Origin of the sequence: Alloalcanivorax balearicus MACL04 (genome assembly GCF_025532145.1) — a bacterium.
GTDB lineage: Bacteria > Pseudomonadota > Gammaproteobacteria > Pseudomonadales > Alcanivoracaceae > Alloalcanivorax > Alloalcanivorax balearicus.
Genome location: NZ_ARXS01000026.1, coordinates 22932 through 47088, shown reverse-complemented (window position 1 = coordinate 47088; position 24157 = coordinate 22932). Strand labels below are relative to the sequence as shown.

Here is a 24157-nt window from a genome sequence, read left to right as displayed (position 1 = left end):
TGAGAGGCCCCGATCATGTCCAAAATGATTTTCGTCAACCTGCCCGTGGCGGATCTGCCCGCGTCCATGGCGTTCTACGCCGCGCTCGGCTTCGAGAACAATCCGCATTTCACCGACGACACCGCCGCGTGCATGGTCTGGAGCGAGTCGATCCACGTCATGCTGCTCACCCATGACAAGTGGCGCTCATTCACCCAGAGGCCGATTCCGCCCGCCACCGCCAGTGAAGTGATGCTGGCGCTCAGCCTTGACAGTCGCGAGGACGTGGACGCCATGAACGACACCGCCGCCGCCCAGGGTGGCACCGCCGATATCAATCCGGTCCAGGATCTGGGGTTCATGTACAACCGCAACCTGGCGGACCCGGACGGCCATGTCTGGGAAGCGTTCTGGATGGACCCGTCGGCGATCCCCGATGAATAACCGGATTCAGTCGGCCAGGCCGGCACAGGTTTGCGGGGGCATCCGCTGGTAACGGCGGCTGCGATGCCCCAGGTAAACGCCCAGGGCCAACACCACCGAGGTGGCGGCGAAAGTAGCCCGAAAGCCGCCGCTCCACTCAATGATCAGTGAGGCGGCGGCCGGGCCGATCAACTGGCCGACGGCGTAGAACAGGGTGACGAAACTCACCGCCACGGCGGCCTGATGGGGCGCCACGGTTTCGGTGGAGGCGGCCAGGATGGAAGTGAACAGGCCGGAGATGCACAGGCCCAGAATCAGGAAGTGGGCGACGAACATGGGTTGTACCGGCCACAGCACCGGCAGGGCGGTGCCCACCAGGGACAGCGTCATCGCCAGCACCAGACTGTTGGAATAGCCCAGCCGGTCCGCCAGGCCGCCCCACAGCGGACCGGTGAACACGGACATGATGCCCATCATCGACACCAGATGACCGGTGGTCAGTGCCGGTACTCCGGACTCCAGAGCATAGCTGTACATGAACGTGGTTTGCACGATGTAGGTAAGGCCCTGCACACCGTACACCAGTCCCACCGTGATCACGTGAGGATTGCGGAACACCGGCAAATCCTTGGCGCGGACCTTGGGGCTGGCGGTGGCGGACCGGTCCAGTGGATTGCGCAGAATCAGCATCGACATGACCAGCACCGCCAGCCCGCCCGCGGCGAACAGCAGCCAGACGTCGCGCCAGCCCTGGTCGGCGCTGCGTTCGGTCATGGCCGGCACGATCAGGCCGACCAGCAGCATGCCCAGCCCCACGCCACTGTTGGCGAAGCCGATCACCGCGCCGCGCCGGTGCGGGAAAGTGTTGGCCAGCAGCGAGATCAAAGGGGTGTAGCCGAAGGCCGTGCCCATGCCCAGTACCAGCATCAACAGCAGGATCGGCACGAAGTCACTGGCGTGGGCGAGGCCGAAAAAGCCGCCGGTCACCAGCATGAGTCCGAGTACCACCGAAGTCTTGCCGCCGAAGCGGGCAGCGAACACACCGGCCACCATCACCAGCAGCAGATAGCCGAGAGCGTTCACCGTGCTCAGGTTCGCCGCCTGGGCATTGCTCAGCCCCAGGCCGTCGCGCATGGCCGGCAGCACCAGGCCATAGCTGAGACGGGCAAACACCAGGATGGCGATGGTGCACAAAGCCCCGTTGATCACCATCAAGGCGAAGGGCGGGCGGCGGTGGAAAAACGGCATGGTGGCCTCGGATTGATCTGATGTTGTTGTTCGTGCTCCCGGTACGAGTACGTGCCCCGGCACGGACCCGATCGGCGACCCGGATCCCTCTCACCGGTCTGGGTGAACGGATCAAGGTGCTTGCCATATTGGCTGCATTTGAGTGTAGCCCAACAAGCGGTGATGGGCATACTGGTTGGTTTGACGATCGATGAATCGATGGGGCGGAAAAGGATTGCTGTCCACGGACCAGCGGTCCTTGGAGACATGAAATCGGAGGTCGCCACGAGGCCGCTGTGGGAAGCTTGCTTGCAAGCGAATGGCCAACCGCCCGGGGGCATTCGCGGCCAAGGCCGCTTCCCACGGCGACTCCGTGGTTCTGTCCGTGGGAAGCTGTCGTTTTCGCTGCGAATGGCGTGCTTATTCCCGGCCCTGGAAGAACCGTAGCACCTTGCGGATTCTGCGACGGTCCGCGCCATTGAGCCGGGAGTGGCCGGTATAGCGCAGATAAAAACGCAGGCGTTGCGTGCGGCTGAGAGTGTGTTTGGCGACTTTGTCCAGGCAGGCGAGATCCTTGATCACGCGGTAGTGCAGGAACGGGCCGAACCAGAAGCGGCCGGCGGGGCAATCGATGAAGAACACCCGGGGCGGGGTGCCGGTAACCAGAATATTGCGCCACTTCATATCGCCGTGGCAGAAGCCCCGGGCATGCATGACACGCAGACCGTCGGCGACCTGATCGGACACCGTGGCCACCCAGGCCCGATCCCGCAGGCAGCCGGCGCCGGAGCGGGCCAGGGTGGCGAGATCGGTACTGTCAGGGATGCCCACGGTGATCAGGGCACCCTGATGAAAGCGCCCCCGACGCCGGCGGAAACCGGCGCCGACCACGTCCGGCACCGGCAGCCCCCAGCGACGGAACAGATCCAGGTTACGCCATTCCCGTTGCACTCGTGGGGTGCCGATCCAGTTGTGCAGGTGACCGCCGCCGTTGCGGTACCGTTTGACGAAGAAGGTCCGCTCGCCACGGTGCAGGCGCACCACGTCTCCCATGGGGCCGTCCGAGACCACTTGCCCCTGGAGTTGAAACACGGCGTCCAGACCGTCGAAAGCGTGCTGGTCCGGGGCGCTTTTGACCCACCATCTCATGGCTATGCCTGTTCCCTTCTATAAAAAGGTCTCGCCCGAAAACAGCGTCTATTGTAACGCCGCATACCGGGAAAATCCGGCGCTGGCGGGGCGGGCTCTCGCGGACACGGCAAAACCCCCTTAAAGCGGGCGCAAATCCGTTACACTACGCCTCTTGGCCCGACCGCTGGCGGGTGGGTATCGATGCGAGGAGAGAATGGCATGACGGGGTTCGCCGAACTGGGGCTGCATGAGCGCCTGCTTAAGGGTATAGAGGCGTGCTCGATGGAGACGCCCACGGAAGTGCAGAGCGAGGCGATTCCGCAGGCGTTGGCCGGACACGATCTGCGTGTCACCGCCCGCACCGGCAGTGGCAAGACCGCCGCCTTCGCGCTGCCGTTGCTGCAGCATCTGTTGCTGGAACCCAAGCCGCTGGCCGGCACCCGTGCTCTGATTCTGTCTCCCACCCGGGAGCTGGCCAGCCAGTTGCAGAAGCAGGTGCAGGCGCTGGCGGGATTCACCTTCATCCAGTCCGAAGTGGTCACCGGCGGCGAGGATTTCAAAGTCCAGGCGGCCCGCATTCGCAAGAATCCGGAGATTCTGGTCGGCACGCCGGGGCGCCTGCTGGAACAGTTGGAGGCGGGGAATCTGGCCCTGGCGGATCTGGCGGTGCTGGTGATCGATGAAGCCGACCGCATGCTCGACCTTGGCTTTGGCGAGGATGTCAGCCGCCTGGCCGCGGCCTGTCCGGAGCAGCACCACACCTGGCTGTTCTCCGCCACCCCGGGGGACGCCAACATGGAGCGCCTGGTGCGCGGTGTGCTGCGTGAGCCCCGAGTCCTGGCGTTGCATACCGTCCGCGAGATTCATCATGGCATTCGCCAGCAGGTGATCACTGCCGACGACGCGGCGCACAAGGAGCGTCTCACCCAATGGCTGTTGGCCCATGAGACCTACGCCAAGGCCATGGTGTTCACCAATACCCGGGTGCAGGCGGATCGCCTCGGCGGGGTGTTGCGCGCCACGGCTCGCAACAAGGTTTATGTGCTGCACGGTGAGAAAGCGCAGAAAGACCGCAAACAGGCCATGGACCGGTTGCGCAACGGCGATGTGGATATCCTGGTGGCCACCGACGTGGCCGCCCGGGGCCTGGATGTCTCCGGTCTGGACCTGGTGATCAACTTCGACATGCCGCGCAGCGGTGACGATTACGTCCATCGCATTGGCCGTACCGGCCGGCTTGGTGGCGAGGGGTTGGCGGTATCGCTGGTGAGTGCCAGCGAGTGGAATCTGATGGCGAGCATCCAGCGTTATCTCGATCAGCAGTTCGAGTTCCGCCTCATCGAGCCCCTCAAGGCCCGCTATCAAGGGCCGAAGAAACGGCGCGCCGATGGCCGTGCGGTGGGCAGCAAAAGCAAAAAGCTGAAACGTAAGGCCGCCGCCAAAAGCGGCACGAAGAAGGTGAAGAAAGCCACCGGAGCCCGCGGTAAGGCAAAACCCGCCGCCCAGGAACTCAAAGGCGGCCACGCCACCCTCAAGCGCAAACCCCGTTCCCAAGACTGATTTGCGGTCCATAGTCTTTTTAAGGTGCTGTCATGAGTGAATCGACCCCGGTGATCCGGTTGAAGAAAAACGAGGAACGCCGGCTCAAGGCCGGGCACGAGTGGATTTACGCCAATGAGATCGACACCCGCGAGCAGCCGTTGAAAACCCTGCCCGCCGGCGGCGCCTGCGTGGTGGAGGATCACCGTGGCAAAGTGCTGGGGCGGGCATTGCTCAGCCCCAACTCCCTGATCGCCGCGCGCCTGTACAGCCGCGATATCCGTCAGGAACCCAGCAAGAGTTTCTTCAAGAAGCGCATTGCCGAAGCTCTGGCGATGCGCGAGACCCTGTTCGCTGAACCCTTCTATCGGCTGATTTACGGCGAGGCCGACGGCCTGCCGGGGCTGGTGGTGGATCGTTTCGGCGATACCCTGGTGCTGCAGTGTGGTACCGCCGGCATGGAAGCGTATCTGCAATTGGTGGTGGAAGCCCTGGACGCGGTGCTGGAGCCGGCTTGCATCGTTGTCAAAAACGACGCCTCCGTGCGCGCTCTGGAGGGTCTGCCCATTTATGTGCGGGCGGAGAAGGGCGAACTGCCGACGGTTTTGTCGCTGCGCGAGAACGGCGTGGACTTTCAGGCGCCGCTGGCGGAAGGGCAGAAAACCGGCTGGTTCTTCGATCACCGTGCCGCCCGGGCGCGCATGGCGCCACTGGCGAAGGGCGCGCGGGTGCTGGATGTCTTTTCCTACTGCGGTGGCTGGGGTGTGCAGGCGGCGGTGGCCGGGGCTGGAGAAGTGACCTGTATAGACAGCTCCTCCACGGCGCTGGATTTCGTGCACGCCAATGCCGAGCGCAACGGTGTGGCGGATAAAATGCGGACCCTGGAAGGCGATGCCACCGCCGCCATGAAGCAACTGGTGAGCGACGGCGAAAAGTTCGATCTGGTGGTGCTGGACCCGCCGGCATTCGTCAAGCGGCGCAAGGATTTCAAGAACGGCCTGGCCGGCTATCACGCCATCAATGAGTTGGCGGTGCGGCTGGTAAAACCCGGTGGTTACTTTGTGTCGGCGTCCTGTTCCATGCTGCTGCCGGCGGAGAAGCTGCTGGATGTGGTACGCGCCAGCGCCCGCCACATCGACCGGCGTCTACAAGTGATTGGCTATGAAGGGCAGGGGGCGGATCACCCGATCCACCCGTCGATACCGGAAACCGCTTATTTGAAGAGCTGGTTCAGCCGGGTGCTGTTCAAGGTCTGAGGCCGGACATACCGACCGGCGCATGAATTTACATGTTGCCACGAAGCCGCTGTGGGAGGCTTGCTTGCAAGCGAATGTCCCAAACGTCGGAGGGCGGAATTCGCCAGCAAGCTGGCTCCCACAGGCCCTGCCACGAAGCCGCTGTGGGAGCTTGCCTGCAAGCGAATGCCCAACGCCGGAGGGCCGTATTCGCCAGCAGGCTGGCTCCCACTGGCGAACATTGGAGTCATAAAGCAATCCGCGCCAGCACCGCCAAGGCCAGTCCCGCCAGAATCAGCGCGGTTCCTCTTTCCAGCCAGTCGTGGTGACGCGCCAGCCAGGCCGGCGCCGGTCCCCGCGCCAGGACCAACGCGAACAGACTGTACCAGGCACCGTCGATGACCACGGCGGTGGTGGCCATCTGGATCCGCGCCGGGGTGCCCATATCCGCCTCGATGAACTGGCTGAATAACGCCAGGAAGAACAGAGCCACCTTGGGGTTCAGCAACGCGATGAGGAAACCGTCGCGGGCGGCACCGCGGGTGGCTTGTACCTCGGCTTCGGGAGCCGGTCCGGCGGCGGCGCGCCAGCTTTTCCAGGCCAGCCACAACAGGAACAGCGCCCCGGCCGCCGAGATCAGGGTTTCCAGCCAGGGGAAGCGGTGCAGCAGCGCCGCCAGTCCCGCCACCGAGGCCGCGGCGTAGACGGCGATGCCACCGGCGTGGGCCAGACCGGCGGTGACCCCGCCGCGCGCACCGCTCAGCACGGTGTGGCGGGTCACCACCGCCAGACTGGCGCCCGGCGTCATCGCGCCGAGCAGACACACCGCCGCGAGAATCAGCCAGGAGTGAAGATCCAACATGCTATCGGCCCCGATGGCAAAGAGGGCATTTCAGTGCGCCGGGGCCTTGCCGTCAATATTGCGCGTAGACCTCGGTACCCTTTTCATCGAACAGCAGCACCTCATAGGGATCCTGGCGATCGCCCATTTCCATACCGGGAGAACCAATCGGCATGGCCGGCACGGTCAGGCCAACGGCCTCGGGCCGCTCTTCCAGCAGGCGTTTTACTTCCTTGGCCGGCACATGGCCCTCGATGGTATAGCCATCGATAAAGGCAGTATGGCAGGAACCCAGTCCCGCCCGCAGCCCGGCTTTTTCCTTGATCGGCTGCAGGTTGTGGGTTTCGTGCACCTTCACATCGAAACCGTTTTCGCGCATGTGTTCCACCCATTTGATGCAACAGCCACAGGTGGGGGATTTGTACACCTCCAGGCTGGCGGCGGAGGCGGCCATGCTGGCCAGGGTAAGGGCGGCGCCCAGCAGTAGTTTTTTCATGGTGCGGTTCCTTTTCTCATAAAACATTAGTCGTTGACGATCAATGTACCCTGGTACATCTGCATCTGGCAGGTAAAACGGTATTCACCTGGCCGCTGCGGGGTCAGCGTTACGGTGGTGGCTTTGCCGGTGTCGAGAAATTCAGAGACGCCGAGCTCATGGAAGATTACTTGCTCCGCGCACGGACTCGGGTCCCGGCGCAGGAAGCGCAGCGTCAGCGGCTGCCCGGCCCGGGCCTGAATCACCGACGGTTCGTAGACACCGTTGTCCACCACAATATCCAGCGGCGCGTCACCGGCGCGCTTGGCCGGGCCACGACCGGATAGCCAGAACCACCAGACGATCAGGGCCATCAGCAACAGCCCGCCGAGATTGATTAGCCAGGTTGTCATTCGCTTGTCTCCGCTTTGTCGCCCACCACCACCAGACGTTCCTTATCCATCATCTGGCCGAGTACATTGACGGTCTCTTCCCGGGCCTGCTCCAGGCGCACGGAATGGAATCCCGCCGCTTCCAGGGCGGCGACCAGATCAGGGCCGTCATACAGGGCAAAACCGTGTTCGAACACCGGAAGTTCCCGCATGCTGGCGCGGCTGCGCAGACCCAGGGCACAGCGCCCGCCGGGGGCGAGCAGCGCATGGATGCGTTCCAGTGCCGGCGCCAGCGGCTGCCAGAAATAAACCACGTTCACCGCCACCACCCGGTCCATGCCGCCGTCCGCCAGGGGCGGGGCTAGCAGATCGCCGAGCAGGAAACGGGCGCGGCCTTTTTCCACCCAGTCATGATTGGCGGCCCGTGCTTCACGGACCATCAGCGGGGACAGGTCCAGGCCGGTGTAATCGAGCCCCGGCCGGTCCCGCAACAAGGCCGCCACATGACCGCCGCCGCCGGGGCCGATTTCCAGTACCCGCTGGCCGGCGCGGCAATCGAGGGCGGCATAAGCCGCCTCGATCACTTCGGCGTTGCGCTGGTCCATGCTGGAGGCCACTTTGAGTCCGTCGTCGTCGTGGGGGCAGCGCAGTTGCGCCGCCAGCTGTTCAGGATTCACCACGGGTCTCCTCGTTGCCGCGGGATGCGCCACGGGGCCGAAACAAACGCAGCCGGTTGGCGTTGGTGACCACCGTCACCGAGCTCAGTGACATGGCGGCGCCGGCGATCACCGGGCTGAGCAGCCAGCCGGTGAAGGGATAAAGAATACCCGCCGCCACCGGTACCCCGAGCGTGTTATAGGCAAAGGCGCCGAACAGATTCTGCTTGATGTTGCGTACGGTGGCCCGGGAAATCGCCATGGCGTCCGCCACGCCGTGCAGCGAACCGCCCATCAGGGTGATGGCGGCGGACTCGATGGCGACATCGGTACCGGTACCGATGGCGAAGCCAACGTCCGCCTGGGCCAGCGCCGGAGCGTCGTTGATACCGTCGCCGACCATGGCCACCTTGCGGCCTTCGCCCTGCAGACGCTTGACCTCGCGGGCCTTGTCCTCGGGCAGCACCTCGGCCAGCACCTTGTCCACTCCCGCCTGGCGGGCAATGGCCTCGGCACTGGTGCGCACGTCCCCGGTGATCATCACCACGGTGAGGCCGAGGTCGTGCAGGCGTTGAATGGCGGCACGGGAATCCTGTTTGATCGGGTCGGCGACGCCGATCACGCCCAGCAGCTGCTGATCCCGCGCCAGGAACAGCGGCGTGGCGCCATCCCGGCCCAGCGCTTCCGCCTGCTCTTGCAGGCCGCCGGCCACGCCTTCCCGGTCCAGCCAGCGGCGGTTGCCGAGCCGGAGCAGGGCGCCGTTCAGGCGGGCGCTGACGCCCTTGCCGTTGTGGGCCTGGAAATCGGTGACCGCTTCGGTTCGCAGGCCGCGTTCTTCGGCGGTGGCGAGGATGGCCCGCGCCAGCGGATGTTCCGATCCTGTTTCCAGGGACGCCGCCAGCGTCAGCAAGGTGGCCTCGCTTTCACCGTCGATGGTGTGTACGCCGGTCACCGCCGGATGGCCCTCGGTGATGGTGCCGGTTTTATCCAGCACAATGGTGTCCAGATCCCCAGCGGTTTGCAGGGCCTCGCCCTGGCGGATCAGGATGCCGGCCTCCGCCGCCTTGCCGACCCCGACCATCACCGACATCGGCGTGGCCAGCCCCAGGGCGCAGGGGCAGGCAATGATCAGCACGGTGGTGGCGGCCACCATCATATGCACGATGCGCGGGTCCGGCCCCAGGTTGTACCAGGCCAGAGCCGAGGCCACCGCGATCAGCAGGATGGTGGGCACGAACACCGCCGAGATACGGTCCGCCAGGCGTCCGATGGGCGGTTTGGCGCCCTGGGCTTTTTTCACCAGGGCGATGATCTGCGCCAGGGCGGTATCCCGTCCCACCCGGGTGGCGCGATAGATCAGAGTGCCGCTGTCGTTGACGGTGCCGGCGGCGACGGTGTCGCCGGGGCCTTTGCTCACCGGCATCGGTTCCCCGGTGAGCATGGACTCGTCCAGGCGGCTTTCGCCTTCTTCCACTTCGCCGTCCACGGCGATTTTCTCGCCGGGACGGACGCGCAGCAGATCGCCGGCCTGTACCGATTCCACCGGTATGTCCCGTTCCTCGCCGTCACGGATCACCCGGGCGGTGCGGGCGCCCAGGTCCAGCAGCCGGCGTACCGCCTCACTGGTCTTGCCACGGGCGCGCATCTCCAGGGCCTGGCCCAGGTTGATCAGGCCGATGATCATGGCGCTGGCCTCGAAATAAACGTGGCGCGCCGCCTCCGGCAGCCAATCCGGGAACAGCACCACCACCATGGAATAGGCCCAGGCCGCGCCGGTGCCCAGCGCGATCAGGGTGTCCATGTTGGCGTTGTGGTGGCGGCCCGCTTTCCAGGCGCCGATGAAGAAATGCCGCCCGGACCAGGCCAGCACGCCGAGGGTGACCAGGCCCACCGCCAGCCAGCCCCACTGACTGGCGGTGCCCGCCGTCACCATCATGGTGCCGCCGGCCAGTCCCCATGCCATCAGCGGGATACCCACCGCCAGACCGATCACGGTATGGCGGATCAACTCGCGGTAATGCGCTTGTTCCTGGTCGTCCCGTTGCTGGTCGGCCAGTTGTTCGTCCTCGATCACGCTGGCGCCATAGCCGGCGGCCTTCACCGCCTCTATCAGGGCCTGGGTGTCCGCGTCGCCGGCCACCCGGGCGGTGCGATCGGCCAGGTTCATACTGGCGTCGCGAACGCCGGTCACCCCGCTCAGTGCGGACTCGATGGTGCGCACACAGGAGGCGCAGGTGGCCCCGGTGATCGCCAGTAAATGCTCCTCGCCGCTACCCGGAGAGATGCCCCCGTGCCCGGCAGCGCCGCCATGGTGGTGGTCGCCGCTGTCTTGCGACGGCGGGCCCGGGGCTTCGATATGACACTCGGGCACGGATTCTTCCGGCGAGGGTGAGGATGAGAGTGCTTCCACCCCGTAGCCGCTTTCCAGCAGCGCCTCGCGCAGGGCGTCGCCGTCGGCGTTACCGCTGACGGTCACTGTTTGTTGCTCCAGATCAACCTCGGCGCCGGAGACTCCGGGTACCGCCAACAGGGCGGTGCGGATCTTACGGGCGCAGCCCTGGCAGGTAGCGCCCTGAATCGGCAGAGTCTGTTCATTCATGGGATAGTCCTCCATGGACAGCACTATCCAAGCTTGGGGTAACCCCAGGGTCAAGAAGGAAACGCTTCGAGCCGACAGCCTTTTTCCTCACAACGGCATAGCACGCCGGATTTAAATCGCAAACTTTTATAAAAGCGTCATAAAACAACGACTGCCCCATGGCGGGGCAGCGGCCCCGGGTGCACCATGGGCGCACTATTTAGGCTGGGTGACGGGCCAACCTGTATCAGGCGGCGCCCGCGTTGTTCGACCGGTTAAAGAGGACCTGAATCATGAAAAAGACGTTGATGTTTTCCGCGCTTGCCGCTGCCACTCTGACTGGCAATGCGCTGGCCCAGAACGCGCCGGTGCGCGATAACGGTTTTTCCTATACCTACGGCCAGCTCGGCTACGATCGTTGGGATTATGACAATGGCCTGGACGTCGACGCACTGACCGCGGAAGGGGCCTTCGCTCTGGATGAGCACGTCTTCCTGCGTGGTGGCGTGAGCTTCTATGATGGTGACTACAACCGCTCCCGTTGGGACGACGACGTGGATGGCCATCGCATGTACATCGGTGCCGGCATGCATACCCCGCTGAACCGGGGTCTGGATCTGGAACTGATGGGTGATGTGATTTACGACGACAACGACTTCGACGATGAGATGGGTTATGCCCTGCGCGCGGGTCTGCGTCACCGCACCCTGGACATGGTGGAGCTGTCTGGTGGTGTGGTTTACGAGGACATCTATGACGACCAGTTCGGTGTCTATGGCCAGGGCCTGCTGAATATCACCCCGGCGGTGGATGTGGGGGCCCGCATCACCCTCGCCGATGATGTGGACACCTTCGGCGTTTTTGGCCGCTATAACTTCTAAGCAGCGCGCTGATCGCTTTCTCACCGAGGGGGCTACACAGCCTCTGTGGGAAGTGGCCTTGGCCGCGAATGGTTTTCCTTGCCGTTGGCGATTCGCTTGCAAGCAAGCTTCCCACAGCCGTTGCGTAGCAAAAACTGTGGGAGCCGGCTTGCTGGCGAATACGGCCCTAGGGCCCGCCCTGATCGTTGTTCAGCCAATTGCTGATCGGCGCCCACTGCCCGCTTTCACTGGCCTGTTGCAAGGCCTTCTTGAACCCCGGCTTTTGTTTTTCCAGTGCCGCCCGCAAGGGGGCGAGATCGTCGCCGTTCAGTTGTGCCAGAGCGGTTTCCGGTAAGGTCTCATGCACTATCGCCAGGCTTTCCCCAGGCACCATCCGGTCCCCTTCCGCTGTCTTGCCTTTCGAATCCGCCGTCCAGCGGCGGGCTTGACGCAATCGCCGATCCAGCAGCCGCAAGCCGCAGCGTAACTCCGCGGCGCTGACACCGTTGGCGTTCTGTAATGGCGTCAGATCGTCCATCAGCAGGGTGCCGGCCACGCGCACATAATCGTGGCGGCGCTGAGTGATCGGGCTGCCGGTATCGAATTCCGAGACCGCCCGGGGCGAGCCGTCACCGTTGTGCAGTAGCAGCCATAGCGGCTGAAATCCCAGGCTCACCTCGCCGGGCGCGGCCATCCGGTGCTGTTCCAGCAAGGTATCGCGGCGGATTGGCAGGGCCTGGTCGTTGACGATGCCGGACTCCGACCAGCTTGGCGTGGCATCCACGTAAGCCGGGTAGAGCGGCCAGTCGTCCACGCGTTCCAGGGAGGCCACCTGGTCCCGGCCGCAGGCGCGGGTGGCCAGCACCAGCCAGAACTGGTTGGTGGTGCGGTACAGCGCCCGCCACTGCTTGATCAACGCAGCCAGGGTCTGGTCGTCGGCGCCGGTAGTGAAGGTCTCCAACGCCTGACGCCAGGCCTCGAGAGCCGGCGCCAAAGCCTGGTCCGCCTGGCTGTCCAGCGTTTCCACCAGAGGGGCGCGCGCCGGCTCCGCCTGCTGTTCCGACGGCTCGTTGCAGCCGGCCAGGAACAGCGCCGTCAGCACCAGCAGAGCCGTTTTCCTCATTGGCTCCGCCGCAGCGAAATGATCGGCCAGTCCCGCTCACGGGCCGCCGCCGCCAGCTTGTCGTCCGGGTCCACGGCCACCGGATGGGCGACCTCGCCCAGCAGGGGCAGGTCATTGTGGGAATCGCTGTAGAACCAGCTGCCGTCCAGGGACTCGTCGTGCTCCTCCAGCCATTGATGCAGGCGCTTGACCTTGCCGCCTTGATAGCAGGGGATCCCGGCCACCCTGCCGGTGTAACCCTGGCCGGCCTTTTCCGCCCGGGTGGCCAGCAGATGCGGCACGCCCAGCCGTTCGGCGATGGGGGTGGTGATGAAATCGTTGGTGGCGGTAATGATCATCAGGGTATGGCCCTGGTCGCGGTGCTTTTGCAGCAACGCTTCGGCCGCCGGCAGCCACAGGCTTTGGATCACGTCTTCCATGTATTGCTCACGCCAGGCGTGGAGCTGCTCCAGGGGACGCCCCACCAGCTCACCGAGCACGAATTCCTGGTAGGCGATGATGTCCAGGGTGCCGTCCAGGTAGTCCTGATAAAAGCGGTCATTGGCGGCCTGGTAGGCGGCGGCGTCCACCAGGGACTGACTTACCAGCCATTCCCCCCACTGATGGTCGGAGTCGCCGGCAATAAGGGTGTTGTCCAGGTCAAAGATGGCCAGAGTCATGCTGGATCCCATGAAAGCAAGAGAGAGAAAGATCGGCGCGTGGAGCATAGCAAAGGCCGATCCGTTCGGCAGCCGATTGATCGAGCCTACCGGGACAAGGTTTAATGAGTGAGTATCGGAGCCGCCATGATGGCCATGGCGCGGCACACTCTGTGTGTGCCCCTCCGGCCCCGGCGGGCCGGATGTCGCTGGCTCCCCCGGGTTTGGAAGACCATGACTGGCATTATTGATGAACAGGGGTACCGGCTGAATGTCGGTATCGTGATCGCGGGGCCCGATGGCCGGGTGTTCTGGGGTCGCCGCGTCGGCAACCGGGATGCCTGGCAGTTTCCCCAGGGCGGCATGATGCCCGGGGAGACGCCGGAGGAAACCCTGTTCCGGGAACTGGAAGAAGAGGTGGGACTGCGCCAGGAGCACGTCAGCATTCTCGCCCACACCGAAGGCTGGCTGACCTACCGCCTGCCGCGCCGCTTCCTGCGGCCTCCACGCAACCGGCCCCGTTGTATCGGCCAGCGGCAAAAATGGTTCCTGCTGCGGCTTAACGCGGAGGAAGGGGCCATCGACCTGACTCTGGGGCCGGAGCCGGAGTTTCAGGACTGGCGTTGGGTAAACTACTGGTACCCGATCCGCAAGGTGGTGCATTTCAAGCGCGCGGTCTATGCGCGGGCCCTGAGAGAGCTGGCCCCCGCCCTACCCAAGAGGAGCAAACATGCTTGATACCCTGCGCCGCATTGTGCAGGAAGTGAATAACGCGCCGGACATCCGCTCGGCCCTGGATCTTATGGCCCAGCGGGTGCGCGATGCCATGGGCACCGAGGTGTGCTCCATTTACTTGCGGGACAACAACCGGGAACGCTACGTTCTGATGGCCTCCGAGGGCCTCAAGCGCGAAGCGGTGGGCCGGGTCAGTCTGGGCCTGTCCGAGGGGCTGGTGGGCCAGGTGGGTCAGCGCGAGGAGCCGATCAACCTGGAAGATGCCTTCGCCCACCCCAAATTCCATTATCTGGCCGAGACCGGCGAGGATCCGTTCCACGCTTTTCTCGGTGTGCCAGTGATGCACCACGGCGAGGTGCTGGGCGTGCTGGTGGTGCAGCAGCGCGATGCCCGCCGCTTCGATCAAAGCGAAGAGGCGTTTCTGGTCACCATATCCGCCCAGCTGTCGGCGGTGATCGCTCATGCTCATGCGTCCGGCATTCTGTTCGAGCAATTGGAAACCCGCGAGCGGCAGGCCAGCATGTACGACGGCCAGCCCGGCTCCTCCGGTGCCGCCATCGGCATCGCCAAACTGCTGTTTCCGGCGGCCGACTTGTCGGCGGTGCCGGACCGGGAAGCGGAGGACATCAGCGCCGAGATCGCCCGCCTGGACGATGCGCTGGTACGAGTGCGCAAGGAAATCCGTGACCTGGCCGAGCGCGCCAAGGCAAGTCTCGGGGCCGAGGAGCAGGCCCTGTTCGACGTCTATTTGCGCATGCTTGACCGCCATGCCCTGCCGGCGGAAGTGGTGGCCAAGATTCGCGAAGGTCACTGGGCTCAGGGCGCGTTGCGCATCGTGGTGGACGCCCATGTGCACAATTTCGAGATGATGGACGACCCCTACCTGCGTGAGCGGGCGGCGGACGTCCGTGATCTGGGGCGCCGGGTGCTGGCGCAGCTGCAAAGCTATAACCGGCGTGAGCAGGAGTTTCCCGACCACTGCATTCTGCTCGGTGAGGACATTTCCGCGCCGATGCTGATGGAGCTGCCGCAGGAGCGCATCGCCGGCATCGTCACCACGCGCGGTTCGCGCAACTCGCATATGGCCATCGTGGCCCGGGCCATGAGCATTCCCACCGTGGTGGGGGTGGCCAACCTGCCGCTGAAGAAACTGGACGGCAAGGAACTGATCGTCGACGGTTTTCGTGGCCGGGTGGTGGCCAACGCCACTCCGGAGCTGAAACATCAGTTCGAGGAGTTGATCGCCGAAGAGCAGAGTCTGCTGGAAGGGCTGGAGAAGCTGCGCGATCTGCCGGCGGAAACCGAGGACGGGGTCAGTGTTCAGTTGCAGGTGAACACCGGTCTGATGACCGACATCAATCGCTCCCTGGAGCGCGGCGCCCAGGGCGTGGGGCTGTACCGCAGCGAAATTCCGTTCATGATCCGTGACCGCTTCCCCTCCGAGGAAGAGCAGCGTGTGTTGTACCGGGAGCAGTTGCAGGCGTTCGCGCCGCTACCGGTGACCATGCGCACACTGGACGTGGGGGGCGACAAGTCACTGAGCTATTTCCCCATTGAGGAGGACAACCCGTTCCTCGGCTGGCGCGGTATCCGGGTCACTCTGGACCACCCGGAAATTTTCATCGTCCAGGTACGGGCCATGCTCAAGGCCGCCGCCGGCCTGAACAATCTGCGTATCATGCTGCCGATGATCACCAATGTGTTCGAGGCCGAGGAGGCCCAGCACCTGATTCATCGCGCCTGGCTGGAGGTGCGCGAAGAGAACGTGGACGTGGAAATGCCGCCGGTGGGCGTGATGATCGAAGTGCCGGCCACCATCTATCAGGCCCGGGCACTGGCCCAGCGGGTGGATTTCCTGTCCGTGGGCACCAACGACCTGACCCAGTATCTGCTGGCGGTGGACCGCAATAACCGCCAGGTGTCGGACCTGTACAATTCGTTCCACCCGTCGGTGCTGCATGCGCTGCTGCACGTGGTGGAGCAGGCCCATGCCGAGGGCAAACCGGTGTCGGTGTGCGGGGAAATGGCCGGCGATCCGGCGTCCGCTCTGCTGCTGATGGCGATGGGTTTCGACGCGCTGTCCATGAACGCCTCCAACCTGTTACGGGTCAAGGCGGCGGTGCGTCAGGTCAACATGGGCTTCCTGCGCCGTCTGCTCAATGAGGTGCTGGCCATGGACAACGGTGAAGTGATCACCGCCTACATGGATCTGCAACTGACCAAGGTCGGCCTGGGCGATCTGATCCGCCACCGTGCCCCCGCGGCGGCGTGAGGGGAAGGCTTGGGAACATGAACCCGGAGATTGCTACAAGCTCCCACAGCGGCTTCGTCGCATAATCTGTGGGAGCCAGCCTGCTGGCGAATCCTTATGATCCATTGCCGCTCAACTGTCCGTGGGCGCCCCGTCCGCCTCGCCATCCGCCCGCCAGCACTGCTCGCGCATCATCGGAGCCCCTTCCCGGGGCAGCAGCACCGCCGAACTGGCGCGGGTGCCGTACTGTTGCGACTGAATGAAGATCGGCGCCACCAGTCGCTCCAGCTCCCGGTCCACGCCGGTATCCGGCAGGTCTTCTTCCGGCGGCTGGTAAGGGTCCACCACCACGCCGAGCAGATCGCGGAGAGACGGGGAATTGCGAGCGTCGCCCTCCAGCACCCGGGCCAGCCGCTGCTTACCCCGTTCCACCTTGGGCCAGGGATCGTCCAGGATGCCGTTGGAAAGACCGTGCAGGCCCGGCTTCACCGGCTGCGCCGCCGGCCCCCGGTTACTCAGGTACCACAGGCTTTCACGGTCGCCCACCAGCAGATTGAAACCGGAGTAACGATGCTCCTCTGCTTCCAGCGAAAGGCAAAACAGTTCCGGGCTCTGATGGCTCTCCAGGAAGGCCTGTGGCAGCAAGCCCCGGGACAGCTCGCCGACGGTGCGTTCGGCCACCGGCTCGCGGTAATTGGTGACTACCGCGAAACGGCCGTCGCGGTGGATGCCCAGCCAGGTGCCGCCGGCCCGCAAATCCAGGCCGCAGAACACATCGCCGCGCCAGCGGGCCGGCTCCGCCGGGCGCTGGTGGAATTCGTCACGATTGGCGGAAACCGCCAGAGGGTAGGCATCGCCGGGCTGCCAGCGGAACAAAACAATACACATGGGCGTCTCTTTCGGGATCGGAAAACGGAATCGGGAAAACAGTCCGCTTAGCTGCTAGCATACCGGCTCGGCGCGTACCTGGCGAAAGCGGTCGGTGGCGCGGCGCTTTATCTGTTTGCCTGACCTGTTTACCAGAGGAATGGGCCCACCATGACCCTGTTTTTGATCTGTGCCCTGATCGGTGTTTTCGCCGGCCTGTTGGGCGGTGCTCTGGGGCTCGGCGGTGGTGTGGTGATCGTGCCGCCGCTGATTTACCTTTATCACGCCATGAGCATCGACCCTCAGGTGGTGGCCCAACTGGCGGTGGGGACCTCGCTTTGCACCATCATCGTCACCTCGATCAGTTCCGTGCACGCACACCACCGGGCCGGCTTCGTACGCTGGCCGGTGGCGTTCCGGCTCGGTGTCGGTATCGTGGTGGGGGCGCTGATCGGCGCGGTCATCGCCGACCGGCTGTCCGGTCCGATGCTGACCCGGTTGTTCGGCGTGTTCGCGGTACTGGTGGCGTTGCAGATGCTGCTCAGCGGCCGCCGCAAGCAGCAGCAGGGCGAGGAACGGGTGCCGGGAAGCGCCGGCCTTGCCGGGGCTGGTGGTGTGATCGGCACCATCTCCAGTCTGTTTGGTATCGGTGGCGGTTCGCTGACCGTCCCGTTTTTGTCCTGGTGCCGGTTGCCGATGCAAAATGCGGTGGCGATCTCCGCCGCCTGTGGGCTGCCCATCGCGCTGGCCGGCACGCTGGGCTTCATGGTCACCGGCTGGGGCAAGCCGGGATTGCCGGAATGGGCGCTGGGTTACGTGTATTTCCCGGCGGCGCTGGCCATCGTCGTCACCAGTTTTCCGATGGCACGGGTGGGCGCGCGGCTCAGTCACCGCCTGCCCTCCGCCACCTTGAAGCGTATTTTCGCCGTGGTGCTGATCGTGATCGGCACTGAACTGATGCTTGGTTAGGGAGCCTTTGATGACCTTCCCGCAAATCGATCCCGTGCTGGTCTCCCTGGGGCCGCTGCAGATTCACTGGTACGGGGTGATGTACATGATCGGCTTCGCCGGCGGCTGGTGGCTGGCGAAGACACGAGCGGACCGGCCCGGCAGCGGCTGGACCCGGCAACAGGTCAGTGACCTGCTGTTCTACGCGGCGCTGGGTGTGATCCTCGGCGGTCGTGTCGGCTATGTTCTGTTCTATGGTTTCGATCGTTTTCTCGACAACCCGCTGTGGTTGTTCCAGATCTGGACCGGAGGCATGAGCTTCCATGGCGGCGCCCTGGGTGTGTTGTTGGCGTTCTGGCTGTTCGCCCGTCGCACCGGCAAACGCTATTTTCAGGTGGCGGATTTCGCCGTGCCGGTGGTGCCCATCGGTCTGGGTGCCGGCCGTTTCGGCAATTTCATCAACGGTGAATTGTGGGGGCGTGCCTCGGATATGCCCTGGGCCATGGTCTTCCCCACCGACCCCATGGGCGTGCCGCGCCATCCTTCCCAGCTCTATGAGTTTTTCCTGGAAGGGGTGGTGTTGTTCCTGGTGCTGTGGATCTACTCCGCCAAACCGCGGCCGGCGGGTTCGGTCACCGGCCTGTTTGGCATTGGCTACGGGCTTTCGCGGATACTGGTGGAATTCTTCCGCGAACCGGATGCGCACATCGGTTACCTGGCCGGTGGCTGGCTGACCATGGGCATGCTGTTGAGCCTTCCCATGGTGCTGATCGGCGCCGCCATGGTGGTCTGGGCGTATCGACATGATCAACGGAGAGCGGCGGTATGAAGCAGTATCTCGATCTGCTGCGCGAAGTGCGCGAGCAGGGCGTTCAGAAAGGGGACCGTACCGGCACCGGTACTATGTCCCTGTTCGGTTACCAGATGCGCTTCGATCTGCGCGACGGCTTCCCGCTGCTGACCACCAAGAAGGTGCATCTCAAGTCCATCATCCATGAGCTGCTGTGGTTCCTGGCCGGTGACACCAACATCGGCTATTTGAAGGACAACGGGGTGTCGATCTGGGATGAATGGGCCACCGAAGAGGGTGACCTGGGGCCGGTGTACGGGGCGCAGTGGCGTTCCTGGGCGACGCCGGACGGCCGTGTCATCGACCAGATCAGTGAGGTGTTGGAAGAGATCCGCCGCAATCCGGACTCCCGGCGGTTGATAGTGAGCGCCTGGAATCCGGCGGTATTGCCGGATCCGGCGGTGTCTCCGGATCAGAACGCGGCGCAAGGCCGGCAGGCGTTGCCGCCTTGCCATTGCCTGTTCCAGTTCTACGTGTCCGACGGCCGGCTCAGTTGCCAGCTTTATCAGCGCAGCGGAGATGTGTTCCTGGGTGTGCCCTTCAACATCGCTTCCTATGCACTGCTGACTCTGATGATGGCCCAGGTCTGTGATCTGCAGCCGGGGGTGTTCGTGCACACTCTGGGCGACGCCCATCTCTACAGCAACCACCTGGAACAGGCGGATACGCAATTGGCGCGGGAGCCCCGCGCTCTGCCCACCATGCATCTCAATCCGCGGGTGCGTGATCTGTTCGCCTTCCGTTATGAGGATTTCACCCTGGAAGGCTATGACCCCCACCCCCTGATCAAGGCGCCGATCGCGGTATGAAGGCAAGCAATGAACAAGGCGTGCGAGTGGCGATGATCGTGGCTATGGCCCGTAATCGGGTGATCGGCCGCGACAACAAGCTGCCCTGGTATCTGCCCAACGATCTCAAGTACTTCAAGCGCACCACTCTGGGCAAACCGGTGGTGATGGGGCGGCTGACCTGGGAATCCCTGGGACGGCCGTTGCCGGGCCGCACCAACATCGTCATCAGCCGGGATCCGCACTACCAGGCCGAGGGCGCCAAGGTGGTGGCGGATCTGGATCAGGCCCTGGCGTTGGCGGAGAACGTGGCGTTCATCGACGGTCAGGATGAAGTGATGATCCTGGGCGGCGCGCAGATCTATGCGCTGGCGCTGCCACGGGCGGACCGGCTCTATATCACCGAAGTGCAGGCGGATGTGGAGGGGGATGCCTGGTTCCCGCAATGGGACCGGTCGCAGTGGGTGGAGCGAGGTCGGGAATCCTTCACGGCGGAAGGGCCGAACCCTTACGATTAGACGGCGGCGGGCAGATACTGAATACCCGGCCATTGCCTGAGCCACCTCCACCAGTTGAGCGCGGCCGGCGGAGTTCATTTCGCTGACTACCGTCAGCAGTTCCCGAGTGGATTTGTCGAAAGCGGCGGCGGGGTCGCTCAAGACACGTCCTTCCAGTTCTTGAAAGAAATCCGCCAGCGTCATTTCCAGGGCATCACAAAGCCGCCCCAGCCGTTGTACCGTGAGCTCCTGCTTGTTGCGCTCGATGCGGGACAAATTGCCCGCGTCGGTGTCCGCCCGGAACGCCACGTCCTCGAGAGTTTCGTTGCGGCTTAGCCGCCGCCTTTTCAAGATGCCGCCGATGTCCGTGTCCATGGAATAAGTGTCGGTAAGCGCTCTTTTGCCCGCCATGACCTATTTGCAAAAATGCAAAAGAGCGTATTTGCGTTTACGCAATAATGGAGCAGACGCTCTTGCCATTGCGCAAGGGAAATCGTGCTCAAGCCAGCCGGCCGCTTTTGGCGATGGTCTCGGTGACTTCCAGAATCAGGCGGCGCCGGGTCGGCGGGACCGTCTTGAGCGTCTTCAGCAACCAGCGGGTTTCCTTGTCGAAAGCCGCGGTGGGATCACTGAGCCGGTTGCCGCCGGCACGCTTCTCCAGCTCCGTGAAGAACTCGGAAAGGCTTATTTCCAGGGCTTCGCACAATTTGATCAGGCGATTGACGGAAAGATCCTGACGGTTGCGCTCGATGCGAGATAAATTGCCCGGATCGGTGCCCGCGCGAAACGCCACCTCTTCCAGAGTTTCTTTGCGGCGTTCACGCCGTTCCTTGAGTAAGGCCCCGATATCCATGACGAAAGTTTCATAGGCTGCTGTCCGGGGCACAATGACATAATTGCAACATCGCAAAGAGCGACATTTGCAATTGAGCAAAGAGAGGTGCGTCACATTTGTTGAATTGCAAGGTGATGACTTGCGGGTCGCTCTAATTTATTTCCATATTGCGTTTATACAAACCAAAATGCTCTGCCTCGTGCTACGGTATCTCCAAGAAGGGCCGTGGAAAAGTCGGTAAATAAAGAGCGAAGTGGGCATTGATGGATATGGATGGGGCTGCTGTTCTTGATTTTTACTATAGACCTTCCAGCAAGAATGATTTTGCAAATTCGCAAACCGGATTTTCCCTCAACGACCCCCGTGACAATGGTGGTTTCGGCCTTTACTGGCCAGGCAAGGAGGCCATGCTTGCCGAGTTGGCCCGGGTGCCCGCTGGTCGCCTGGAACGCCTGCGGCAGCCGCTGACCACCGGAGCGACTCCTCACCGTATCATCGAGGGCGACAACCTGGCGGTGCTCCATCATCTGCAGCCGGAACTGCGCGGCCAGGTGAAAATGATCTACATCGACCCGCCCTATAATACCGGCCGGGGCTTTCTGTATCCGGACAATTATCGCCATTCCGTGGCCACTTATCTGGCCCTGGCCGGTGACACCGGCGAGAACGATGACAGTGGCCGCCTGCATGCCCGCTGGCTGAACATGATGTACCCGCGGCTGCTACTGGCGCGGGAGCTGTTGCGCGATGATGGAGTGCTGTTCGTCAGCATCGACGATCATGAGGTGCACACTCTGCGCCTGATTCTCGACGAGATCTTCGGCCCGGACAATTTCGTCGCCACTTTTCCCTGGCAGTCGCGCACCTCACGGCAAAACGACACCGACCTCAGCGTGCAGCACGAATATATCCTTGCCTATGCCCGGACGCGGCGGCGCCAGCAGCGGCGTCTGACCGCCAGCAATCAGGAAGTATGGGATCGTTTGCCGGGGTTCGCGGTGCGCCCCGGCCCGTTGATCGATGACCGTTACAGCAATCCGGATGACGACCCGCGCGGCCCCTGGAAGCTGGATCCCTTCGACGCGCCTAACCGCCGCCCGGGGCTGACCTACCCGATCACCAATCCGAACACCGGGGAGACATTCTGGCCGCCGGAGGGACGGTGCTGGCGTACCGGCGAGGAACGGTTCAAGGAGCTGAATGGGCAGGGGCGCATCCTGTTCGGACGGCGTGGACGCGGGCGGCCGCAACTGAAAGTGTTCCAGCGCGAGAAAGCGCCTTTTGGCGAGGTGCCGGTGACCTGGCTGGATGGGCATCACTACGGCACCGCCCGCTCAGGTACCCAGGAGCTGCAGGCCTTGTTCGGTGGTCAGGCGCCGTTTTCCTATCCCAAGCCCACCCGTTTGATCCGCTTTCTGCTGGAAATTGCCACCGGGCCCAGGGATCTGGTGCTGGATTTCTTTGCCGGTAGCGGCACCACCGGGCAGGCGGTACTGGAATTGAACCGGGATCAACGCAGCCGGCGCCGCTTTGTCCTGGTGCAGGGCAGCGAACCCACCGGTGATACACGCTGGCCCACCATCGCCGAGCTGACCCGCGAACGGGTGCGGCGGGTGTTGGCGCGGGACGCTTTGGCGAACCAAGGGTTCCGGGCCCTGCGCTGGGTGCCGCGGGGCCGCTGACGGTCAGGGCTGCTGAGTACCGGGATCGTTCAAGAGCCAGAAGCGGAACACCACTACGTTGATCAGGGTGGTGATCAGGGAGGCCAACACGTTGATCACCAGGCCGACCCCGGCGCTTTCGCCAAGCAGGCCGACGAACAGGGTATTGGTCAGGCCGATCAGACCGAACATGATCAGCCCGGTGAGGAGGATGGCGCCCAGCAGCGGCCACTGGCACGGACCGCTATGCTGGAAAGCGCCGCGCAAGGCGGCGATCGGGGACTGCCGGTGCAGCACGACCCGGAACGGGGCGAAGCACAGGCGGGTATAAACCCACAGTGCCGGGAAGAACAGCAGCGTCCAGCCCAGGGTGACGCCGATACCGATCAGGAAGTAGGTCAGCACCAGCGCCGGGTACAGCATCAGCGCGGGCAGGGTGCAAGCGATCACACCTTGGGCGCGGCCTTGGTGTATCGACGCCAGCTGCATGATCAACGCGCCCTCCGCCAGCGGCCGGATCAGCAGCATGACCAGGCCCACGCTCAGATTGATGCCGGTCAGTTGATCCCCATCGAACATCAGAAACGGGCCCATCACCCACTGCGCGGCTTCACCGAGCAGGGCGAAAGGGGCACTGATCAGAAACAGGGCGGCCAAGTGGCGTCGCCAGAAATAAAGGGCTTCCTTGAGGCGCTCGAAGATCATCGGTCTGCATGTCTGGACGGGTCGCGCGTCACCTTACTTGAGGCGCGCGGTCTTGGCTACCGGCCGGGAATAAATCGCGATCACCACCAATACTTGCCCCAGTTCTCCGGGTTGGCCCAGAAACGAGGATTATTCCAGGCGCGTTTGAAATTGTACGAATCCAGGTCGTAGCTATAGAGCAGAAGTTCTCTTTGATCGTGAGCGAAATGACCTTCCTCCCGGCATCCCAGAGCGAGGAAGCCATTGCTGGGCCAGCGCAGTTTTTCCGGTGCCAGGTGCGGTTGGTAGACCGCCACCAGGGAATCGGTGTGCAGGTTGCGCAGCAGGCCGATCAAGGACTCACCGTCACGCTGACTCATGTATTCCAGCTGATCGGCGACGATCGCCATGTCTACCCGGTCGATGTGATCGAGAGCGTCGAAAGGGTTTTGTTCCTGGATGCGGATCAATTCGCAGTCATGATCGTCGCACCAGTGTTCGGCGACCGGGACCGGGTTAAGGCTGACGGTGAGCAGGCGACGGGGCTGGTGGCTGTCGAGGATGGCAGCCAGTTTTTCTTGCGGCGTACGAATGGCGGAAGCAGCTATCGATGTCATCATGATTTTGAGTGTAACCAGGATCGAACGGCGCGGCGAGATGATGAGGGTCGGATTTCTTGTAAACAAAGGTTGACGGCACTATTGAGGTGTTATGATAATCATTCTCAGTTAAAGGATGAGCGAACAGGAGCCCGCCATGTCGCAATGGAAAAAACCGGTGACCATCGCCACTCGCAGTGGCCGACGCATCGCCGTACAGGAAGACAGCGTCGCCAGCCGTGCCTTGCTCAATGCCGATGGCAAACTCTGGATCGAGCACGGCGGCGAGCGTTACCTGTTACGGCGCACCGCCAACGACCGCTTGATTCTGACCAAATAGCTTGT

The 24157-nt window shown here is 63.5% G+C and carries 25 protein-coding genes and 1 pseudogene; 12 read left to right on the top strand and 14 right to left on the bottom strand.

Annotated features, from left to right (window positions below):
• The first annotated feature begins 15 nt into the window (after nt 1-15).
• On the top strand, nt 16-423 hold the full coding sequence (locus MA04_RS17720; protein ID WP_262461893.1) for a VOC family protein: 408 nt from the start codon (nt 16-18) through the stop codon (nt 421-423).
• Between the two features lie 6 nt (nt 424-429).
• Here MA04_RS17720 and MA04_RS17715 read toward each other — a convergent pair whose 3' ends face one another.
• Both MA04_RS17715 and MA04_RS17710 read right to left on the bottom strand, forming a co-directional pair.
• Nucleotides 430-1650, bottom strand: a complete 1221-nt coding sequence (locus MA04_RS17715; RefSeq protein WP_262461890.1) for an MFS transporter — start codon at nt 1648-1650, stop codon at nt 430-432.
• A gap of 399 nt (nt 1651-2049) precedes the next feature.
• The gene (locus MA04_RS17710) at nt 2050-2778 is read right to left on the bottom strand and encodes a lipopolysaccharide kinase InaA family protein (RefSeq protein WP_262461889.1); all 729 of its coding nucleotides are present in this window, start codon (nt 2776-2778) and stop codon (nt 2050-2052) included.
• Between the two features lie 201 nt (nt 2779-2979).
• On the opposite strand from MA04_RS17710, the gene MA04_RS17705 reads away from it, so the two are divergent.
• Together MA04_RS17705 and MA04_RS17700 are read left to right on the top strand one after the other, a co-directional pair.
• A complete protein-coding gene (locus MA04_RS17705; RefSeq protein WP_262461888.1) occupies nt 2980-4320 on the top strand; it encodes a DEAD/DEAH box helicase in 1341 nt (446 codons plus the stop codon).
• Nucleotides 4321-4352: 32 nt separating this feature from the next.
• Nucleotides 4353-5555 (top strand): class I SAM-dependent rRNA methyltransferase, encoded by a 1203-nt coding sequence (locus MA04_RS17700; RefSeq protein ID WP_014992820.1) that lies wholly within the window; start codon nt 4353-4355, stop codon nt 5553-5555.
• Between the two features lie 226 nt (nt 5556-5781).
• Here MA04_RS17700 and MA04_RS17695 read toward each other — a convergent pair whose 3' ends face one another.
• The 5 genes from MA04_RS17695 to MA04_RS17675 are packed head-to-tail and all read right to left on the bottom strand — an operon-like array spanning nt 5782 to nt 10497.
• A complete protein-coding gene (locus tag MA04_RS17695; protein ID WP_163122718.1) occupies nt 5782-6396 on the bottom strand; it encodes a LysE family translocator in 615 nt (204 codons plus the stop codon).
• Between the two features lie 52 nt (nt 6397-6448).
• Nucleotides 6449-6871, bottom strand: coding sequence for a DUF411 domain-containing protein (locus tag MA04_RS17690; RefSeq protein WP_014992822.1), 423 nt, complete (start codon nt 6869-6871; stop codon nt 6449-6451).
• Nucleotides 6872-6897: 26 nt separating this feature from the next.
• A complete protein-coding gene (locus MA04_RS17685) occupies nt 6898-7263 on the bottom strand; it encodes a cupredoxin domain-containing protein (RefSeq protein WP_163122721.1) in 366 nt (121 codons plus the stop codon).
• The gene (locus MA04_RS17680) at nt 7260-7919 is read right to left on the bottom strand and encodes a class I SAM-dependent methyltransferase (RefSeq protein WP_262461886.1); all 660 of its coding nucleotides are present in this window, start codon (nt 7917-7919) and stop codon (nt 7260-7262) included. The genes MA04_RS17685 and MA04_RS17680 overlap by 4 nt, the downstream gene beginning before the upstream one ends.
• Complete coding sequence (locus MA04_RS17675; RefSeq protein ID WP_262461885.1) at nt 7909-10497, bottom strand: heavy metal translocating P-type ATPase; 2589 nt, start codon at nt 10495-10497, stop codon at nt 7909-7911. The genes MA04_RS17680 and MA04_RS17675 overlap by 11 nt, the downstream gene beginning before the upstream one ends.
• Nucleotides 10498-10769: 272 nt before the next feature.
• Here MA04_RS17675 and MA04_RS17670 point away from each other — a divergent pair, with 272 nt between their 5' ends.
• The gene (locus tag MA04_RS17670) at nt 10770-11357 is read left to right on the top strand and encodes a hypothetical protein (RefSeq protein WP_014992826.1); all 588 of its coding nucleotides are present in this window, start codon (nt 10770-10772) and stop codon (nt 11355-11357) included.
• A 166-nt stretch (nt 11358-11523) separates the two neighbouring features.
• On the opposite strand, the gene MA04_RS17665 is transcribed toward MA04_RS17670, so the two are convergent.
• Both MA04_RS17665 and MA04_RS17660 read right to left on the bottom strand, forming a co-directional pair.
• Entirely contained in the window at nt 11524-12459 is a 936-nt protein-coding gene (locus tag MA04_RS17665) for a hypothetical protein (RefSeq protein WP_262461883.1), read from the bottom strand.
• The gene (locus tag MA04_RS17660) at nt 12456-13118 is read right to left on the bottom strand and encodes a histidinol-phosphatase (protein ID WP_262461882.1); all 663 of its coding nucleotides are present in this window, start codon (nt 13116-13118) and stop codon (nt 12456-12458) included. The genes MA04_RS17665 and MA04_RS17660 overlap by 4 nt, the downstream gene beginning before the upstream one ends.
• Before the next feature lie 213 nt (nt 13119-13331).
• On the opposite strand from MA04_RS17660, the gene MA04_RS17655 reads away from it, so the two are divergent.
• Both MA04_RS17655 and ptsP read left to right on the top strand, forming a co-directional pair.
• Complete coding sequence (locus tag MA04_RS17655) at nt 13332-13835, top strand: RNA pyrophosphohydrolase (RefSeq protein WP_014992829.1); 504 nt, start codon at nt 13332-13334, stop codon at nt 13833-13835.
• Complete coding sequence (gene ptsP, locus MA04_RS17650; protein WP_163122736.1) at nt 13828-16104, top strand: phosphoenolpyruvate--protein phosphotransferase; 2277 nt, start codon at nt 13828-13830, stop codon at nt 16102-16104. The genes MA04_RS17655 and ptsP overlap by 8 nt, the downstream gene beginning before the upstream one ends.
• A 111-nt stretch (nt 16105-16215) precedes the next feature.
• Here the strand turns inward: ptsP and MA04_RS17645 are convergent, their stop codons facing one another.
• On the bottom strand, nt 16216-16971 hold the full coding sequence (locus MA04_RS17645; RefSeq protein WP_262461879.1) for an NRDE family protein: 756 nt from the start codon (nt 16969-16971) through the stop codon (nt 16216-16218).
• A 150-nt stretch (nt 16972-17121) separates the two neighbouring features.
• Here MA04_RS17645 and MA04_RS17640 point away from each other — a divergent pair, with 150 nt between their 5' ends.
• The 4 genes from MA04_RS17640 to MA04_RS17625 are packed head-to-tail and all read left to right on the top strand — an operon-like array spanning nt 17122 to nt 20054.
• Nucleotides 17122-17919 carry a sulfite exporter TauE/SafE family protein gene (locus MA04_RS17640; RefSeq protein ID WP_262461878.1) on the top strand — a complete coding sequence of 266 codons (798 nt, stop codon included), beginning with the start codon at nt 17122-17124 and terminating at the stop codon, nt 17917-17919.
• 10 nt (nt 17920-17929) lie between these two features.
• On the top strand, nt 17930-18727 hold the full coding sequence (gene lgt, locus MA04_RS17635; RefSeq protein WP_262461876.1) for a prolipoprotein diacylglyceryl transferase: 798 nt from the start codon (nt 17930-17932) through the stop codon (nt 18725-18727).
• Complete coding sequence (locus MA04_RS17630) at nt 18724-19557, top strand: thymidylate synthase (protein WP_262461874.1); 834 nt, start codon at nt 18724-18726, stop codon at nt 19555-19557. The genes lgt and MA04_RS17630 overlap by 4 nt, the downstream gene beginning before the upstream one ends.
• Nucleotides 19554-20054, top strand: a complete 501-nt coding sequence (locus MA04_RS17625) for a dihydrofolate reductase (protein ID WP_262461872.1) — start codon at nt 19554-19556, stop codon at nt 20052-20054. The genes MA04_RS17630 and MA04_RS17625 overlap by 4 nt, the downstream gene beginning before the upstream one ends.
• A 222-nt stretch (nt 20055-20276) precedes the next feature.
• On the opposite strand, the pseudogene MA04_RS17620 reads toward MA04_RS17625, so the two are convergent.
• Together MA04_RS17620 and MA04_RS17615 are read right to left on the bottom strand one after the other, a co-directional pair.
• Nucleotides 20277-20408, bottom strand: a pseudogene (locus tag MA04_RS17620) (helix-turn-helix domain-containing protein); the annotation flags it as partial.
• Nucleotides 20409-20532: 124 nt separating this feature from the next.
• Nucleotides 20533-20886: a helix-turn-helix domain-containing protein gene (locus MA04_RS17615; RefSeq protein ID WP_163122751.1), complete on the bottom strand. Its 354-nt coding sequence runs from the start codon at nt 20884-20886 to the stop codon at nt 20533-20535.
• A gap of 389 nt (nt 20887-21275) precedes the next feature.
• Here MA04_RS17615 and MA04_RS17610 point away from each other — a divergent pair, with 389 nt between their 5' ends.
• A complete protein-coding gene (locus tag MA04_RS17610; RefSeq protein ID WP_262461869.1) occupies nt 21276-22550 on the top strand; it encodes a site-specific DNA-methyltransferase in 1275 nt (424 codons plus the stop codon).
• Between the two features lie 3 nt (nt 22551-22553).
• Here MA04_RS17610 and MA04_RS17605 read toward each other — a convergent pair whose 3' ends face one another.
• Nucleotides 22554-23234, bottom strand: coding sequence for a hypothetical protein (locus MA04_RS17605; RefSeq protein ID WP_262461867.1), 681 nt, complete (start codon nt 23232-23234; stop codon nt 22554-22556).
• A gap of 80 nt (nt 23235-23314) precedes the next feature.
• A complete protein-coding gene (locus tag MA04_RS17600) occupies nt 23315-23833 on the bottom strand; it encodes a DUF6231 family protein (RefSeq protein WP_262461866.1) in 519 nt (172 codons plus the stop codon).
• Between the two features lie 136 nt (nt 23834-23969).
• On the opposite strand from MA04_RS17600, the gene hemP reads away from it, so the two are divergent.
• The gene (gene hemP, locus MA04_RS17595; protein ID WP_014992841.1) at nt 23970-24152 is read left to right on the top strand and encodes a hemin uptake protein HemP; all 183 of its coding nucleotides are present in this window, start codon (nt 23970-23972) and stop codon (nt 24150-24152) included.
• Nucleotides 24153-24157 lie beyond the last annotated feature (5 nt).